This is a genomic window from Nonomuraea sp. NPDC004580, from assembly GCF_040609855.1.
Taxonomy (GTDB): domain Bacteria; phylum Actinomycetota; class Actinomycetes; order Streptosporangiales; family Streptosporangiaceae; genus Nonomuraea; species Nonomuraea salmonea.
The window spans coordinates 125502-143200 of the sequence record NZ_JBEXLH010000015.1 but is presented as its reverse complement, the minus strand read 5'-3'; the positions used below and the strand labels follow the sequence as shown (position 1 = coordinate 143200).

The window sequence follows — 17699 nt, the reverse complement described above, 5'->3', positions numbered from 1 at the left end:
GCCCGGCCGGTCCGGTGCTCGGCCGATCGGCCTCAGCCCGCCGGCCGCACGGTCATCGGCAGGCCACCACGGATCTGCAGGGTCAGCATCGCCTCGCCGGTCACCCGGAAGCCGGGGCTCTTCGTCAGCCGCAGGTCACGGGCGATGGTCGCGAGCGCGACGGTCGCCTCCATCATGCCGAGGTTGTTCCCGACGCAGAAACGCGGCCCGGCGCCGAACGGGATGTAGGAGTAGCGGTTCCGGCCCGCTGAGGCCAGAGGGGTGAAGCGATCGGGGTCGAAACGGGCCGGCGCGCTCCAGAACTCGGGGTGCCGGTGCAGCAGGTAAGGGCAGAGCAGCACGTCCGCTCCGGCCGGTACCGGGTAACCGCCGATCTCGTCGGCTGCGCGGGCGATCCGCGGCAGCAGCCAGACCGGGGGATACAGGCGAATCGTCTCTTCCAGGACCTGCTTGGTGTAGGTGAGGGCGTGCAGGCTCTCGATGGTGAGCGGTCCGCCGGCGAACACCTCGACGGCCTCGTCGTGCAGCCGCTCCCATACCTGCGGGTGCTCATCCAGCATGTGGAAGGCCCAGGTCAGCGTGCTGGCCGTGGTCTCGTGGCCGGCGAGCAGCAAGGTGACCAGCTCATCTCGCATGCGGACGCGTCCGGCCCGCTGGTCGCTCTCGTGACGGACGGATTCGATCAGCCGCGAGACGATGTCGGCGCCGGCGGGCTTGGCCGCGCGATCCGTGGCCAGCTTGTCCACGATCCGCTGCAGGTCACGCCTGGCCCGCCGGAACCTGCTCTGCAAGGGCAGCGGCAGCCACAGAGGCACCGTCCCGAGCGTGAGGGCGTCGAACATCGCCTGGTTCTGGACCGCCTCGAACGAGGCGCCGATCGACTCGAACTCGCCGAGGTCGGCGTCGACCAGCGTCCGCCCGAGCACGCCCAGCGTGAAGGAGGTCATCTCCTCGCGCATGTCCACCCGGCCGCGGACGCGCAGCCGCGCCGCCAGCTGCTCGGCCTCATCGGCGATGGCGCCGAGCTGACCGGCGATCCGCTTGCTGTGGAAGACCGGCTGGATCGTCCTGCGCTGCCTGCGCCACAGCTCGCCCTCGCTCGTCAGCAGCCCGTCCCCCAGAGCGCGCCGGGCGTGCACCATGCCCAGACCCTTGGTGTAGTTGCCCGCGTTGTCGGCCAGGACGTGCTTCGCGTGATCGGGGTGGTTGAAGAAGTAGAGCGTCTTGGGGCCGAGCGGCAGCCGGACCGCGTCACCGTACCGGGATGCCGCCCAGGCCATGACCTCAAGCCGGCTGCGCGTCATCTTGCCCAGGACGGCCAGGATGGCGGTACGGGGCGGCCCGGGGAGCCGGCGGCCGCCCCGGGCCGCCGGTCGCCTCGTCGTGGTCATGGCGCGGTTTCCAGATCGGCGAGACCGGAGACGATGCGTCGCCGCCACAGCTCGTAGCTGGGGACGTCCGAGACCTCGAAACGCTGAGCGCGGCTCGTATCGGCCAGGCCGGAGGCCTGCTCCGGCGTGATGCCGCACAGCAGGCCGGCCGCCATCGTGGTGTGGGGCATGACCAGGCCGGCCCGGAAACGGGCGGCGCCGGCGAACACGCTGCCCTGCGCCACGTGCGGCAGATAGCGGCCGGCCCGCCGCTGGAAGGCGCGCAGCTCGGACTCGTCGGCCGCGCCCGCATAGGTGGCCGCCAGGCCGGCGCCGCTGTACAGATCGGCTCGCCGGCTCTCGTCGAAGGCGTCGATCAGGTCGGCGGCCACGTCGGGGTCGGCTCCGCCGACGAACCAGATGGCCCGCCCGATGCCCTGGTCGATGACCCGGCCGGCGTACCAGGCCGGGCCTCCGGCGGGCCAGGGGAAGTCCGGCTCCTGGTACTGCCGGCGCACGTACCGGTCGGTGTGGAAGAAGGCCTGGTGGAATCCGTAGCCGTCCAGCACGAGCCAGCGCAGCAGGGGATCGGCCGCCGCGGCCGATGCCCTCGCCCAGCGGAACCGGGGCAGCCGGGCGAGGGCCCAGCCGATGCCGACGTAGACCATGTACACGTGGTCTACGGCCTTGCCCTGCAGGAACCGGTGCACCAGCCCGCCTCCGAACGGCAGGCCGTCGCGGATCGCGAAGCCCATGCCGGCGCCCTCGTAGGCGAAGCCGCGATACTGCGGCGGTATCAGCTCCAGACGGGCCTCGGCCTCCGCCGGATGGCGTGCCTCGGCGGCATAGGCGTAACCGGTGAGGAACATCTCGCCCGTCGTCTCCAGCATCGTCCGCGCGGCGGCGTCCTTCACGTGGAACCCGCGGACGGAAAGCTGGGCTTCCTTCTTGTTCGGCGTCAGGATGCGGCGTCTGAGCGCGCGCCACGCACTGGCCAATTTCCCGCTCCTTTCAGCGGATCACCTGAAGGCGGCAGACCCGGGCGGGATCTCACGGCCCGGGAGTTCAGCGGACCCGCGCCCTGCTTACCGGCATGACGCTGCAGCCGGCCCGGGGTGAACCCGAGGTGGTGCACGGCCGGCTCAGGCTCGGGAACACCCCGCTGGTCGAGCTCCGGCAGCGCCAGCAAGATCGGCAGGTCGGTGAGATCGACGCCGCGCATCGGGATGTCGAGCTCGATGCTTTGACCGGTCCGCATGGTGAACGGCTTCGGGTCTCCCACGAAGCCGGGCCTCGCCCACGGCCGCGGATCGATGTCGTCGCCGCGCATCGCGACGGCGACGGACCGGACGTGCCACTGGCCGGCGGGCACCGAACCGAGCCGGTACTCGCGCACGCGGCAGCTGCCGGCAGGGCTGTCGAGGATGTCGCAGGAGATCGGCATCCCCTCGACGAGGGGGCTGCTGAACACTCCGACGTAGACGCGGAGCGGCGTGCTGCTGTGCGGCAGGACCATCTTGCCGTGCACCTCGCCGGATGCCTGCCCCGCGTCCATCCTGGGCGGCAGGAACGACAGCGTGCCGCTGCGGAACAACGTCCGGAACTGGGCCGGGGTCACACCGACGCTCTGGCGGAACCGGGTGGTGAACGTCCCGAGACTGTTGTACCCGACCATGTAGGCGATATCGGTGACGCTCATCGGTGTCTCCAGCAGCAGGCTCTTGGCGCTGTACAAGCGGATCGCGCTCAAGAAACGCCTTGGAGACGTGCCGGTGACGGAGCGGAAGACCCGGGAAAAGTAGAACTTGCTCAATTGGGCACTGTCGGCGATGTCGTCCAGGGACAACGGTTCACCGTAGTGCTGCCACATCATTGTTATGGAACGTTCGACGGCCTCTCGACAGATCTCTTTCACAGAACCCCGTCCCCTGGAAACATCAGTATGATCGCTTGTACGACACCTCAACGGTTATTGATCCGGATGTTCGATCTCTCGAGAAAACACTCTCGGTGACTGCAAGGTAGCTGTGGGAGTGGACCCGTCCATTATGCGCACGCGGGTCGCGGATACACTTCTTTGAACTTGCTTGCATGGGTCCGCCGGCGGCCCGCCGGCGCCTCTTATGGGGGCCCTGCCTGCCGACCTCCGAAATTACGGGCGCAATTTGGAAGAAGCCGTGCGCGGTCGAGGTGCCTAGGCTGTCCGGGGGATTCGGCTCGCCACGGGCCCTGATGCGGGAACCCCGGGCCGCGAGCTCGCCACTTCCAGGAATTCGCCGTGAGTTTTAGCGGCGGCTCCTGGATCGCGCCGTGCCTGCTTTTCGTGATGCCCCGGCGCCGTTGCTCGATTCTCGCTACGGCAAGGCGGGAGAAGACGGGTGCGGACCTCGGTGCCATGCTGGCCAGGGTGAGCGCAGGTGCTCTCCGAAAAACCCAATCACAAGCCGTCCTAATTATGGGGAACGATGCTGACCAACCGATTTGATGTGGCAATCCTTGGGTCGGGAATCGGTGGCTCGATGCTGGCGTGCATCCTTGCCAGACAAGGCGTCTCGACTCTCCTGCTCGAAGGGGCGAGCCATCCGAGATTCACCATCGGCGAGTCGCTGATACCGGAGACCGGCCTGCGGCTGCGCATCGTCGCCGACAAGTACGGCGTTCCGGAGATCGGCTGGATCGGCACATTTCACAAGCTGCGCGATCATGTCAGCAGCAACTGCGGCGTCAAGCGCTCGTTCGGCTTCATGTATCACCGCGCCGGCGAGGAGAACCGCCCCGAGGAGATCAACCAGTTCGGCACGCTCGCCCCGCCCGTCGGCCCCGACTCGCACCTGTTCCGGCAGGACACCGACGCCTACCTCGCGGCGATGGCGGTCAAGTACGGGGCGACGTTCCACTCCCAGACGCGAATCTCGGAGATCAAGTTCGGGGACGAGGTCGAACTGCTCGCCGACTCCGGCCGTACGTACCGCGCCAAACTCCTCATCGACGCCTCGGGAATGCGGTCGATGGTCTCCGACCAGCTCGGCATGCGCGATGAGGTGCCGCGCTTCAGAACCGACACGCGCGCCATCTACACCCACATGATGGGGGTCAAGAGCGCCGATCTGCTGCTGGACGCCGGAGACCGGCGCCGCCTGATGACGCCGCTGGGCCAGTCCACCATGCACCACATCTTCGACGGCGGCTGGATGTGGGTCATCCCGTTCAGCAACCACCGCGATGCCACCAACCCGCTGACCAGCGTGGGCCTGATGCTGGACCGGCGCAAGCACCCGAACCCCCAGGGAGAGCCGGAACAGGAGTTCCGCCGGATCATCTCCGCCTACCCGACGATCGCCCGCCACTTCGCCGAAGCGGACGCGGTGCGCCCATGGATCAGGTCCGGCCGCATCCAGTACTCCTCGCCGCACCTGATCGCGCCCCGCCTGATCCAGCTTCCGCACGCGGCCGCCTTCATCGACCCCCTGTACTCCAGCGGCATGTCGGTGCTCATCGTCGCGGTGGATCTGATCGCCGAAGCCCTGCTGAAGGCCGTCGCCGACGACGACTACGACATCGAGCGGTTCCGCTTCGTGGAAGAGGTGGTCAACCGCGGATTCGACCACTACGACGCGATCGTGTCCGGGTCGTTCGACTCGTTCGCCAGCTACGACACATGGAACGCCTGGAACCGCAACTGGGTGATGGGCAGCCTGCTCGGCACGTTCGGCCCGCTGTCGCTGTGGATGCGCTACCGCAAGACCAAGGACCGCGCCTATCTGCACAAGACGACCGAACCGAGCCGCATGGGCGTGCTGGGAAGCCATCTGCCGGGCGTGGTCGATGTCGTCCAGGCCTCCCGCGCCGACCTGGACGCCGCGATCGCCGGCGAGATCAGCCACGCCGAAGCGAGCGAGCGCATCTTCGCCCGGTTCCGCAGGGCCGATTTCCTGCCGCCGTACATGGGCTTCGGCGATCCCCGCCAAACCGGGACGGCCACCTTCACGCTGCTGCCAGGTGCCCGCCACGTCATGTGGTACCGGCGCCACGCCGATCCGATCTACCGGGAGAACTGCGACTTCCCGCTGCTGACCTACGCACGCGACGGCGCGGGGTTCGTGCTCGGGGAGGCCCGTCAGTCAGGGCGGCGTACGCTGTCCGCCCTGCGTGACGTCTTCTTCGCCGGCAACCGCGACGGGCGCCACATGGCACCGGCGCTGTCGGCGCACCGCCACCTCCTGACGCCGGTCCAGGCGGCCACCGCCTTCGACGACGAGCTGACCGGGATCGACGCCGCCGGCACCCCCCGAAGCATGGCCTGACCGGTACGCATCGGCGCGACCGCCATCCATCGCGATGCGGAGGACGCCCACCTCGTCATGAACGTTCACTTGGAAAGGAGATCGCAGTGAGGCTACGTGAGCGTCTCCGCCGGCTGGTACCGGGAGCGCTGGCCATCGTGGTCGGTACGTCGCTGTGGTTGGCCGCCGGCGCCGCCGTCGCGGTTTCCGGCGCCGAGGGCACGGCCACGAAGTACAAGTTCCAGGAATTGCCGATCGCGCTGCCGCCCGGCTACGACAAGCTGCCCAAGAGCACGATGCGTCCGGTCAACCCGGCCTATCACAAGATCCGCTCCTGGGTCTCCGCGGTCGGGGCCAGCGTCGCCATCAACGACTTCACCGGCAACGGCAGCCCGAACGGCATGTGCATCGTCGACACCCGGACCAACAAGGTGATCGTCACCTACACGCCCACTGCGCCGGCGGAGGATCAGTTCACGCCGTTCACCTTGGAACCGGGACCGCTGCCCTACGACGACACGATGGCACCCACCGGCTGCGCTCCCGGCGACTTCATCGGCGACGGCCGCATCGGCTTCCTCGTCATGTACTGGGGACGCACCCCGATCCTGTTCCTGCCCAAGTCGGATGCCGCGAAGCCGGAACCGACCGCGTACGTGCCGCGGGAACTCGTGCCCTCGCAGTCGCTCGACGGCAGATACCACGGTGCGCGCTGGAACACCGATGCCGTGTACGTCGGCGACCTCGACGGCAGCGGGCGCCCGTCGATCATCGTCGGGAACTACTGGCCCGACTCCGACGTGCTGAACCCCGACGGTATCAACAACGTGGCGATGCCCAACAGCATGTCCTCGGCCGACAACGCCGGCGGCGCCCATGTGCTGCGCTGGGTCAGCGCCACGCCGGGCACCGATCCGCAGGCGAACTACGTCGAGGAGAAGAACGCGATTCCGTTCGAGAACTCCACCGGCTGGACGCTCGCGATCTCCGGGGCCGACCTCACCGGCGACGGCCTGGCCGAGGTCTACCTCGCCAACGACTTCGGGCACGGCTTCCTGCTGTACAACGAGTCGACGCCGGGCCGCATCAGGTTCAAGGAGGCCAAGGGGGTGCGCTCCCCGACGACCCCGAAGTCGTTCGTGGTCGGGAACGGCTCCTTCAAGGGGATGGGCGTCGACTTCACCGACCTGAACCGCACCGGCACGTTCGACTTCCTGGTCAGCAACATCAACGTTCCCTGGGGCCTGCAGGAGAGCAACTTCGTCTTCGTCAACCAGGCCAAGGACGAGGCCGACATGAAGCGGCAGCTCAGCGAGGGTGTCGCCCCGTTCACCCAGGAGGCCCAGCAGCACGGGCTGGCGTGGACCGGCTGGTGCTGGGACGTCAAGGCCGACGACTTCCTCAACAGCGGTGACAGGGAAGTCGTCCAGACCACCGGCTTCGTCCAGGGCACCGCCAACCGGTGGAACTGGCTGCAGGAGGCCGCCACCATGAACGACGAGCTCCTGCGCAGCCCGGCGATGTGGCCCAACTTCCAGCCCGGCGACGACATCTCGGGCCACGAGGCCATCGCCTTCTACGCCAAGAACGCCGAAGGCCAGTACGTGGACATCAGCGCCGAGCTGGGCCTGGCCGTGCCGATCCCGACGCGCGCGGTCGCCACCGGTGACACGACCGGCACCGGCGCCCTCGACTTCGCCGTGGGCCGGCAATGGGGGCCGCCGGCGTTCTACGCCAACCAGTCGCCGAACCGCGGCAACGCCCTCACGCTCAAGCTCTACCGTCCCTCCACCGGCACGGGCGAGACCGGCGACGGGCTGAAGGGGGCCGGCGCTCCCGCCTACGGCGCCACCGTGAAGATCACCACGCCGCAGGGCACCCAGATCTCGCAGCTCGACGGCGGTGGCGGCCATGTCGGATTCCGCAGCTTCGACGTCCGCTTCGGGCTCGGCTCCCACACCGGTCCGGTCTCCGCTCTGGTGCGGTGGCGTGACGTCGACGGCGTCATGCGCCAGCAGACGCTCTCGCTCACGCCAGGCGTCCACAGCCTCATGCTCACCGACTCCGCTGAGGAGGTCTCCAGCCGATGACCGCCGTCCTGAACCACCCCACCGGCGACAGCGCCCCGGCGAGCGCACCGGCCGCCCCCGCCAAGCCGAAGCCCGATCCCCGGTACCTCGCGCTGCGCAACTTCGCCTTGTCGATCAGTGTCCTGAACGTCTTCGGCTACACCCTCCTCGGCTTCGAGCAGCCCTGGCTATGGCCGTTCATCGCCGTGCTCACGGGATACACGACCGAGATCACCCTCGAAATGGTCAGCGCGTGGGCCCAGCGGCGCCGGCCGCGCTTCCTGGGATCCGGACCGCGCGGCGTCTATGAATTCCTGCTCCCTGCGCACATCACGGCACTGGCCGTCAACATGCTGCTCTACGCCAACAACCAGATCCTGCCCATCATCTTGGGCGTGTTCGTCGGGGTCGCCGGCAAGCATGTGTTCCAGGCGCCCATCGCCGGGCGGATGCGGCACTTCATGAACCCGTCGAACTTCGGCATCACCGTCGTCCTGGTCGCCTTCAGCTCCTGGGTCAGCATCGCCCCGCCGTACGAGTTCACCGAAGAGGTGAACAGCTTTTTCAGGCTGATGATCCCGTTGATCATCATCACCGCCGGGACCGTGCTCAACGCCATGCTCACCCGCAAGGTGCCCCTCATCCTCGGCTGGATGGGCGGCTTCGCCATCCAGGCCTTCCTCCGGCACTGGGTCTGGGACGTCGCGCTCTTCTCCGCGCTCGGCACGATGACCGGAGTCGCGTTCGTCCTGTTCACCAACTACATGATCACCGACCCGGGCACGACGCCGTTCAAGGCGCGCGCCCAGTTCATGTTCGGCGGCTCCGTCGCGGTCGTCTACGGAATCCTCATGCAGTTCAACATCACCTACACCTTGTTCTTCGCACTCGTGATCGTCTGCGGGGTGCGTGGCCTGGGCTGGTGGGTGCACCACTTCCGCACCCGCAGCCGGTCCCGGCTCACGATCGACGCCACCCCGGCCGCAGGAAAGGACCCGGTCCTGACCTCGGGGACGACGGACACGGGGCTGCGCGGCTAGGAGCGAGCACCGCAGGTGTCCGGGGGAACCGTGATCGGTGACCGACGGACGAGCACCCGAGGAGATCATGTCCCAGAGTTCCAGCTCGGTGCTGGCCGTCGCCGACGTGGCGGTGGTGCTGGCGGCCGGAGCGGCCCTCGCACCGCTGATCCGCCGCCTGCGCCAGCCCCGGGTCATAGCCGAGATCGTCGCGGGCATCGCACTCGGCCCGAGCCTGCTCGGCCTGCTGCCGGGCGAGCTGACGACACACCTGTTCCCGGCCGAGGTCCGCCCCCTGCTGTCGGCCATCGCCCAGGTCGGCGTCCTGCTCTTCATGTTCCTCGTGGGCTGGGAGATGGACCTCGGCCACGCCCGCACCCGCGGCGGTGCCGTGCTGGGCGTCTCGCTCGCGTCCATCGCCTTTCCCTTCGGAGCCGGCGCCGTGCTGGCCACCTGGCTCTACGGCAACCACGCCATGATCGACGGGCACCGGGTCGACCAGGTGGCGTTCGTCATGTTCGTCGGCACCGCGATGGCCATCACGGCCTTCCCGGTGCTGGCACGCATCATCACGGAGCATCGGCTCCAGCTGACGCCTGTCGGCGTCATCTCGCTGTCCGCCGCCGCGGCCGGGGACGTGCTGAGCTGGTGCATGCTCGCGCTCGTCTCGGTCGTGGCGACATCCGCCCATCCCGGGCGCCTGCTCGAAGTCCTCGGCTACTCCGCTCTGTACGCCCTCGTGCTCTGGGCCGCCGTACGGCCGCTCCTCAGGGTCCTGATCCGCCGCATGAGCCGCGGCGGCGGCGTCTCACCGCAACTGCTCACGATCATCGCCGCCGGCGTCTTCCTGGCCGCCTACGCGACCGACCGGATCGGGATCCACGCCATCTTCGGTGCGTTCTCCTTCGGCCTGATCATGCCTCGCGACTCCGTCAAGGTCCTCGCCTCACATGTGCGGATCCCCATGGAGCACGTCACCGGACTGCTGATGCCGATCTTCTTCATCACCACCGGGCTGTCCGTCGACCTCAGCGCGCTCGGCGGCAGCGGCATCGTGGAGCTCCTGGCCATCATCGCCGTGGCCTGCCTGGGCAAACTCGCCGGCGTCATCCCGGCGGCACGAGCGGCCGGGATGACGTGGACGGACTCGACGACCGTCGGCCTGCTCATGAACACGCGCGGCCTCACCGAGGTGATCATCCTGAACGCGGGACTCAGCCTCGGCATCCTCGACACCCGCATGTTCACGATGATGATCGTCATGGCCCTGGTCACCACGGGCATGGCGGGGCCTTACCTCTCCTACCGGCCCCACGCCAGAGCCGACGGACACACCACCACCGGCCGCACCGCGCCGAAGAGCCGTCTCAGCGAGGCCGCTTCGCCCGGTCCGGCGGAGTGAGCGCCGGGAGATCTCGGAATCGCTCAGGCGATCTCGCGCGCTATCTCGTCGAGCAGGGCCGCCAGCTGCTCGGGAACCGACACCATGGGCCAGTATCCGGCGTGCAGGGTGCGGAAGGTCCAGCCGGGCTCGGACCGCAGCGCCTGGATGGCCGGGCACAGGAGGCCATGGGTGTGGTCGAGGCCGCAGACGACGTAGGTCGCCGGGCCGATCGGGTGCTTCACCGTGACCGGCTCGGTGAGCGTGCGGCCGGGGTGGGGGACGAGCCGTTCGGCGAGCCGGCGGGCGTCCCGGCCGGAGAGGTCGGGCACGTCGCACAGGAGCTCATGATCGGGGGCGGGCCAGAGGCCTCCGGCGGCCTCGATGAGCGCGCGTTCTGCGGCCAGCTGGTTGTCGGGCAGTCCGTCCAGCGCGCACAGGCCGTCGCGGGGCACGAATCCTTCGATGTAGATGCTGTGGGTGACCTGTTCCGGCACGTGGTCGGCGACCAGCCCGGCCACCATGCCGCCGTAGTCGTGGGCGACCAGGACGACGTCGTCGAGGCCGGAGAGCATCGCCAGCCCGTCCTTGACGTGGTCGTCGAGACCTACTCTGGACGGCTCCTCCGCGTCCGGTTCGAGCCCGGTCAGCGTGACGCTGTGGGCCCTGTGGCCCCGCTCGCGTAAGGCGCCGGCCACCGGTTCCCATACCCACGCGCCCGACCAGGCACCGGGGATCAGCACGAAGTCCGTCATCGTGAGCACCTCTCTTACGTCGCGGCAGCGCAGGGGCGCCTGCCCGGGTACGGAACGGGGAGGTACGGGGGGAACGCGGTCGGCGTAGGGCTCGTCGCCTTCACCAGGGAGGTGCAGGGCAGGGCCGCCACCGTCGGCCCGCCACCCCTCCATCATGCCCCGCGAGCGGAGGCTGTCCACGCGTTCTCAGGAAGGAACCTTCACCGCCCCTGCCGCCCCCCTGGGCGCCGCGCCGCACACCCAGGAGCGCGCCGCACCCGCGAGCCGGCGGCAGGCGGATGCGACGCGCCCTGCTCAGGCGGGGACTGCCGCCGTGTAGGGCTGCAGCGCCTCCACGAGGGACTCGGGCACGCGGGCCGGGACGGTACGGGTGTTCGGCCCGCGCATGCAGGCGACTCGCTGGCGACCGCGCGCGACGAGCCTGTCGATGCCGTCAGAGTGCGTCACCACGTAGTCGAAGCCGAACTCCAGCTGCGTCTGGGCCAGCTCGATCAGCCGCATCCGGATGGACAGCTCGTCGAACGCGGTGATCTCGGCGAAGAACTCGCAGTCGACTTTGAGGGTGAACAGTTTCAGGTCGTCCTGCAGTTCGGCGAGGACGTCCGGCGCGTGGGTCTTGAGGAACAGCTCCCGGCACCGGCCCTGCCAGCGCAGGTAGTTCACGTAGTACACGTTGCCGACGAGGTTGGTCTCCTCGAAGCCGACGGTGTGCTGGTACTCGAAATAGTCCGTCATGGCGATCTAAGCTCGTCCTTCCGTGAGGATCGCGAACACGATCGGCTCGTCGTGCCCGCTCAGGAACGTGGCGAACGTGGCGATGAGCAGGTCCCCGGACACGAACACCGCGCAGCCGCCCGGCGTCTCGGGGGCGAGGGTGAGCGGGGCGTCCTGCGCGAGGCCCGCCTTGCGCAGGCATTCGACGGCCGACCACACCCGGGTGCCGGCGACGGCGGCGCTCTCGTCCAGCTCAGTGGCGACGAGCCCGGCCACGGCCTCGTACGGGCCGAGCAGCCCGCCCCACTGCGCGGCCGTCCGTTCCGCGGCGATCTCGACGTCGCAGCTCACGGTCGTCGCAGCCGTGACGACGAGCGTCAGCCCCGCGCCGTGGGAGGCCGAGATCAGCCGGTCGCCGTCGATCTCCGGACGGCCGTCGGGCCGGTAGCGGATGTCGACGTCCTCATCGAGGGCACGCGCCGCGGCCAGCGCGGTGAGCCGGCGCCGCCGCGTCCCGGCGGCCGAGTCGTCCGCGCCGTCCGGGGCGTCGGCGCCGTCGGGCTCCACCGCCACGGCGACGCGCCCGCCGGTGGCGTCCTGCACGGCTCGTTCGAGGAACGGGCCCAGCAGCGGGGCCGCCGACCACGGTCCGCGCCCGTCGCCCTTGCGCACCGCGCGCAGTCGCAGGCCCTCCCATCGTTCGACGACCTCACCCGCCTCGTCGCGGACCGCGATGTCGTAGACGTAGTCGTCGCCGGCGTGGAAGCGCTCGGTCGCGCAGTAGCGCAGCATCCCGGCGGCGCTCAGCCGATCGCCCCCGGGATGGACCCGCTCGATCCCGGTCGGCAGGAGGGTGGCGTCGGGGACGCACACCTGGTTGCCGTGCATGAGGGCGTCCCGGACGCCGGGGTCGCCCAGCAGCAGCTCGCCGGGCAGGAAGCCGGCGAACCACCCGGGCTCCAGCGCTTCCACCTCGACGTCGACATGCAGCGCGGACGCCCGGTGATACCGGCGCAGCCGCTGGAACCGGCCGCCCTGGAACAGCACGGGACCGTACAGCTGCGTGGCCGGGTCGAGCGGTACCGGCGGCACCTGTGCCGTGGTCTGGTCCGGCGGGCCCTCAGGAGCGCTGGGCTGCCCGAAGCGGAGCCGGGCGCGGAAATGGTCGGCGGCGAAGCCGGTCTCGGAGCTGCGGATCGCGGCGAGGACGGTGTCGTCGCCGGTGACCACCACCGCCACGCGGATCGTGGTGGTGCCGGCGGGCGGGACGATGATGGGCCGCGCGAACTGCGCGTCCTCGATCACCGGGGTTTCCCTGCGGCCGGTGACGGCCGCGGCGGCCTGCGCCATCGCTTCCATGCCGAACACCGCGGGGAACAGCAGGTTGCCGTCCAGCAGATGATCGGTCAGGTAGGGGTCGGTGCCCTCGTTCAGGTCGATCTCGGTGATGAGCTCGACTCCGTGGTAGCGGACGAGGGTCTTGCCCACGAAGCGCAGCAGCGGAAGCTGCGGCGAGTCGCGGTGGATGGTGTCGATGTTGCCCGTCCGCCCGCTGACCACCACGATCTCAGGGGCGGTGGGGTCGGCGAGGAGGCGGCGCATGATCTGCACGCCCTGTTCAGGGGTGATGGCGGTGATTCCGTCGCGGGCCAGGGACTCCACGACGGACAGTCGCTCACCCATGCCGACTCCGGACCACACCGACCATTCCAGGCACAGGGCCCGGCAGCCGGGGTGCCGGCTCGCGGTTTCCTGGGTGAGGGCCGCGAGCCACTCGTTGGCCATCGCGTAGTGCGCCTCGCCGCGCAGCCCCGACCGGCCGATGATGCTGCCGAGGGTCAGCAGGAGCCGGAGCCGCTCGGGCTCGACCGCGTCGAGCACGGCGCGCAACCCGCCGATCTTCGGTGCGAAGGTCGCGCGTACCTCGTCGAAGTCCAGGTCCGCCAGGCCGCGCGGCTCGTTGCGGCCGGCCCCGTGCAGGATCGCGGTGATCGGCCCGAGGTCCCGGGTCGCCGCGGCCACGGCCTGCCGCACGTCGGCGGGGTCGGCGACGTCGGCACGGTAGTAGCCGACGGTGACGCCCGCGTCCTGCATCCGCCGCAGATTGGCGGCGAGCTCGGGGGTCTGGCCGGGATCGGATCGGCCGAGGATGGCCAGCCTGGCGCCACTGTCGCCGGCCAGCGCCAGCGCGCATTCCGCGGTGATGCCCTTGCCTCCGCCGGTGACGAGCACGACGTCGGTGCCGTCCAGCCGCACGGCGGGTTCGCCGGTCAGGGCGGGGCCGGAGGGCGCGGCCACGGGCATCGCCCGCAGGGTCGGAACGCGGCGCAGACCGTCGGCGTCGTAATGGGCTTCGGCGTAGTCCCCGGTGGCCGCCACCTCCGCCGTCACCCACGCGACGGCCTCGGCGATCGCAGGGGCCTGCACGATGGTGACTCGCAGGTGCGGCGCTTCCAGCCGCAGCGTCTTGGCCAGCCCGGCGGCTCCCCGCCCGTGCTGGAGCAGGACGAACCGGTCACCGCTTCCCTCCGACAACGCGGCCTGGGCACCGTCGAGAGCCGATCGCAGGTCGTCCTCGGCGCAGTCCTCCGGCAGGCAGACCAGGACACCGGATCCCACGCCGGCGGCCCGCAACGCCGCTCGCAGCGGTTCGGCGAGCGGGTTGTCCGCTGCGGCGTACAGCAGCCACTCCGAACGTCCGGCCAGGTCCTGCGGTCGCCGCGCCGTCGCGGAGCCCTGCGGCAACGGCGCCTCGACCAGGTCGACGGTGAACGGCCGCGCCCACGCGGCGGCGCCCTCGACGACGGGGGAGAGCCCGGTACCCTGCCCGGAGGCGGCCAGGCTGTCGAGGGTCTCGGCCAGTTCCCGCAGCGTCGCCGTGGCGAAGTTGGTCGGAGGCTGCAGGATGGTGACGCCGCGGGTCTTGGCGGCCGCGTCCATCACCTGTCCCACGGTGATCGAGCTCAGGTGCAGATCGTCGAGCAGGCGGCTGTCGTCGGAGACCAGCTCGACCGGCAGCTCGACGCGTTCGGCCACCAGCCGGCGAAGCACTTCCAAGGGGTCGCCATCGGTCTGGTCGCCGGCCTGCGCCGCGCCGTCCGCCGCGCCGTCCGCCGCGCCGTCCGCCACGCCGTCCGCCACGCTGTCCGCCACGCTGTCCGCCGTGCCGGAGGCAGGCTCGGCAGCGGGCGCCGGAACGCCGGCGTGCCCGTCGAGGCCGACCTCGGGGGCCTGCTCGCAGGGGCTGGCGAAGAAGCTGAAGTGCGCACCGATCTCCAGCGGCCGGATCAGGCGGCCGTGGAACAGCGCTTCGTGGTCGACGGACGCGCCGACGGCGAACGCCGCACCGACCACCCGCAGCAGCCCGCCGATCGACTCACTGTCGGTGTCCAGCGCAACAGCGGGGACGTCGGTCGTCTCGGCCGTCAGCCGGCTGAGCACCCGTCCTGGACCGACCTCGACGAACAGGTCGACGTTCTTGGCAGCCAGCTCCACCGCCTGGGTGAACAGCACCGGGTCGGTGATCTGACGGTGCAGCAGGGCCGGGATGTCGGCGTCCTCGGCAAGGGTCTCGCCGGTGATGGTGGAGCAGATCGGAGAGTGGATCCGGCCGAACTTCATGCCGCGCAGCCTGTCGGCGAAGACGTCCGCGGCCGGAGCCACCAGGGGCGAATGAAAGGCATGGGAGACGGCCAGCCGCGTCCACGACACGCCTGCGCGCTCGGCCCTGGCGCCGACCGTGGCGATCGCCTCGGCCGTGCCCGCGACGACCGTCTGTTCCGGCCCGTTGTATGCACCGATGACGACAGGCAGGCCGGCGATGAGCCCGGTGGCCGCCTCCGGGGATGCGGTGAGACCGGCCATGGTGCCGGATTCGCTGTGCTCGGCCATGACCCGTCCACGGATGCCGGCGATGCTCAGCAGCGCGGAGTCGTCGAGTGCGCCGGCCCAGTGCAGCGCGGAGATCTCGCCGAGGCTGTGTCCGACGCCGACGCTCGCCTCCACCCCGAGCAGCGACAGGGCGCGCAGCCCGGCCAGGGAGCCGGTGACGATCCGCGGCTGTGCGACGGCGGTCGCCACTGTGTCGCCTGTCCGCGGCAGCGCGGCCCGCTCGTACACCTCTTCGACCTCGGCGAAGCGTCGGCGCAGCGCGCCGCCGCTCAGCCCCCGGCCCGAGCCCTGCCCGGGGAACAGGTAGCCGATCCGGCCCTCGCCGCCGGCGTGGCCGAGGAAGCAGCCGCCGTCGGCGTCGAACAGGGTCGTCTCGCCGGCGTCCAGGACGTCCAGCAGCCGCCGCAGCCGCCGCTCCGCGTTCTCCGGGGAGTCCACGACCGCCGCGGCGCGGTAGGGCAGGTCACGCAGCCCGCGCTGCAGCGTGGCGGCGAGGTCGCCGAGCTGCGCGTACGACAGCGCGGGAACCCAGCCGGCCAGTTCCGCGAGCCGCTCGCGCAGCTCGCCGGGCGAGCCCCCGTCGACCAGCAGCAGCTCGGCGTCCTGGACGGATGCGGCCAGCTCACGCGTGCGCCGGTTGAACGACGCCGCCCGCCGCGATCCGACGCCCTCCACCACCACGTGACTGTTGATGCCGCCGAACCCCATGGACGTGACGCCGGCCCGCAGCGCGGCCTCCTGCGGCCAGGGCTCGGCCTTGCGCAGCACCCGCAGCATCGCGGGGTCACGCGCGAGCAGCGGATGCGGGTCCGCGCAACCGACGGTCGGCGGCAGCACGCGATGGTGCACCGCCAGCACCGCCTTGATCAGGCCGGCCACTCCGGCGGCCGCCTTGGTGTGGCCGATCATGGCTTTGACGGAGCCGAGCGCCGCCGGCGCCCCGGACGCGCCGGAACCGGCCGCCGCGATGGCCTCCGCCCGGGTCTCGGACAAGGCCGTCAGCTCCGCGGCGTCCCCGACCGCCGTCCCCGTGCCGTGGCCTTCGAACAGCGCCACTGTGTCGATGCCGAACCCGGCCCGCTCGTAGGCGCGCCGCAGCGCCAGCCGGTGGCCGTCGATCTCCGGACGCGTGATGCCGCCGCTGCCGTCGGAGGAGATGCCCCAGCCGGCGATGGTGGCATAGACTCTGCGGCCCACCTCGGCGGCGTCCTCTTCGCGCATCAAGACGACCATTCCGCAGCCCTCGCCCGGCCAGAAGCCGTTGGAGCCGCGGTCGTACACGCGCATCTCGGTCCTGGCCAGCGCCCCGGTCTTGGCGAAGCCCACGACCTCGAACGGGTCGATCGACAGGTCGACCCCGCCCGCGATCGCCACGTCGAGGTCCCCGTCCAGCAGCGCCTTGCACGCGGTCGTCACCGAAAGCAGCGAGGAGGAGCAGGCCCCGTCCACCGCGTAGCCGCCGCCGTTGAGGTCGAAGTAGTTGCAGATCCGGCCGGCGATCGTGTTGGACAGTGCCCCGGCGAGGGTGTCTTCGTCCGGCGCGGGGAACGGGCTCTTATAGGAGCGTTCGAGACCGTCCAGGAATTCGCCCAGAGCGTCGTCCTCCCAGCCGAGTTCGCGCAGCGCCGCGCCGACCGTGCGCCGTACGTACGGCCAGCGCAGCCGCATCAGGTTGGCCCGGGCGAATTCGCCCGTGAGGGTGTTTCCGACGATGACGCCGGTGCTCTGTCTCGGCAGCCCTTCGGCGCCGGGAAAACCGGCGTCGGCCAGCGCCCGGCCCGCGACGTCCAGCGCGAGCCAATGCGTCAGATCGGTCGATCGGAACGTGCTCCCGGCGATCCGGTGCGCCACCCGATCGAAGTCGTACCCTTCGATGACCGCGGCGTTCCTGGAGTAGAAGCTGTCCGGGGCGGACGGGTCGGCCCGCCAGTAGTCGGTCAGCCGCATGCGCTCGTCCGGCAGCCGCCTGAAGGCCCGGCGCGCGGCGACGGCGTTCTTCCACAGTTCGTCCGGTGAATCGGCGTCAGGATAGACACATGCCATTCCCACAATGGCGATCTTCTGCATGTCCTGGCTCGCCCCCTTCGCTGTTGCACTGAGCGCAAGCATGCCCTGTCGCGACCGGCGAGCTTTATTCCAGAGTGCTCTGACGCCAATTTAATTCGAATAACGCCGTTTGATAATGGCGTCATTTAATGAATGAGTTTTTCCCGGTAT

The 17699-nt window shown here is 70.1% G+C and carries 10 protein-coding genes; 4 read left to right on the top strand and 6 right to left on the bottom strand.

Annotated features, from left to right (window positions below; all coding sequences use genetic code 11):
- Nucleotides 1-32: 32 nt before the first annotated feature.
- From ABZW11_RS18590 to ABZW11_RS18580, 3 genes are read right to left on the bottom strand one after another with little or no spacing between them, the layout of a single operon-like run.
- Nucleotides 33-1391 (bottom strand): cytochrome P450, encoded by a 1359-nt coding sequence (locus tag ABZW11_RS18590; protein ID WP_355418527.1) that lies wholly within the window; start codon nucleotides 1389-1391, stop codon nucleotides 33-35.
- Nucleotides 1388-2368, bottom strand: a complete 981-nt coding sequence (locus ABZW11_RS18585) for a DUF1702 family protein (RefSeq protein WP_355418525.1) — start codon at nucleotides 2366-2368, stop codon at nucleotides 1388-1390. The genes ABZW11_RS18590 and ABZW11_RS18585 overlap by 4 nt, the downstream gene beginning before the upstream one ends.
- Entirely contained in the window at nucleotides 2329-3240 is a 912-nt protein-coding gene (locus ABZW11_RS18580) for a helix-turn-helix transcriptional regulator (protein ID WP_355418523.1), read from the bottom strand. The genes ABZW11_RS18585 and ABZW11_RS18580 overlap by 40 nt, the downstream gene beginning before the upstream one ends.
- Nucleotides 3241-3889: 649 nt before the next feature.
- Here ABZW11_RS18580 and ABZW11_RS18575 point away from each other — a divergent pair.
- From ABZW11_RS18575 to ABZW11_RS18560, 4 genes are all read left to right on the top strand, one after another.
- Nucleotides 3890-5674, top strand: a complete 1785-nt coding sequence (locus ABZW11_RS18575) for a tryptophan 7-halogenase (RefSeq protein ID WP_355418521.1) — start codon at nucleotides 3890-3892, stop codon at nucleotides 5672-5674.
- Between the two features lie 86 nt (nucleotides 5675-5760).
- Nucleotides 5761-7743, top strand: a complete 1983-nt coding sequence (locus ABZW11_RS18570; RefSeq protein ID WP_355418519.1) for an ASPIC/UnbV domain-containing protein — start codon at nucleotides 5761-5763, stop codon at nucleotides 7741-7743.
- On the top strand, nucleotides 7740-8762 hold the full coding sequence (locus ABZW11_RS18565) for an enediyne biosynthesis protein (protein ID WP_355418517.1): 1023 nt from the start codon (nucleotides 7740-7742) through the stop codon (nucleotides 8760-8762). Before ABZW11_RS18570 ends, ABZW11_RS18565 begins: the two co-directional genes overlap by 4 nt.
- 67 nt (nucleotides 8763-8829) lie before the next feature.
- On the top strand, nucleotides 8830-10143 hold the full coding sequence (locus tag ABZW11_RS18560; RefSeq protein WP_355418515.1) for a cation:proton antiporter: 1314 nt from the start codon (nucleotides 8830-8832) through the stop codon (nucleotides 10141-10143).
- Nucleotides 10144-10166: 23 nt separating this feature from the next.
- On the opposite strand, the gene ABZW11_RS18555 is transcribed toward ABZW11_RS18560, so the two are convergent.
- From ABZW11_RS18555 to ABZW11_RS18545, 3 genes are all read right to left on the bottom strand, one after another.
- Complete coding sequence (locus ABZW11_RS18555; protein ID WP_355418513.1) at nucleotides 10167-10877, bottom strand: alpha/beta hydrolase family protein; 711 nt, start codon at nucleotides 10875-10877, stop codon at nucleotides 10167-10169.
- Nucleotides 10878-11171: 294 nt separating this feature from the next.
- Entirely contained in the window at nucleotides 11172-11612 is a 441-nt protein-coding gene (locus tag ABZW11_RS18550; protein ID WP_355418511.1) for an acyl-CoA thioesterase, read from the bottom strand.
- Nucleotides 11613-11618: 6 nt separating this feature from the next.
- A complete protein-coding gene (locus tag ABZW11_RS18545; RefSeq protein ID WP_355418509.1) occupies nucleotides 11619-17549 on the bottom strand; it encodes a type I polyketide synthase in 5931 nt (1976 codons plus the stop codon).
- Between the last annotated feature and the right edge of the window lie 150 nt (nucleotides 17550-17699).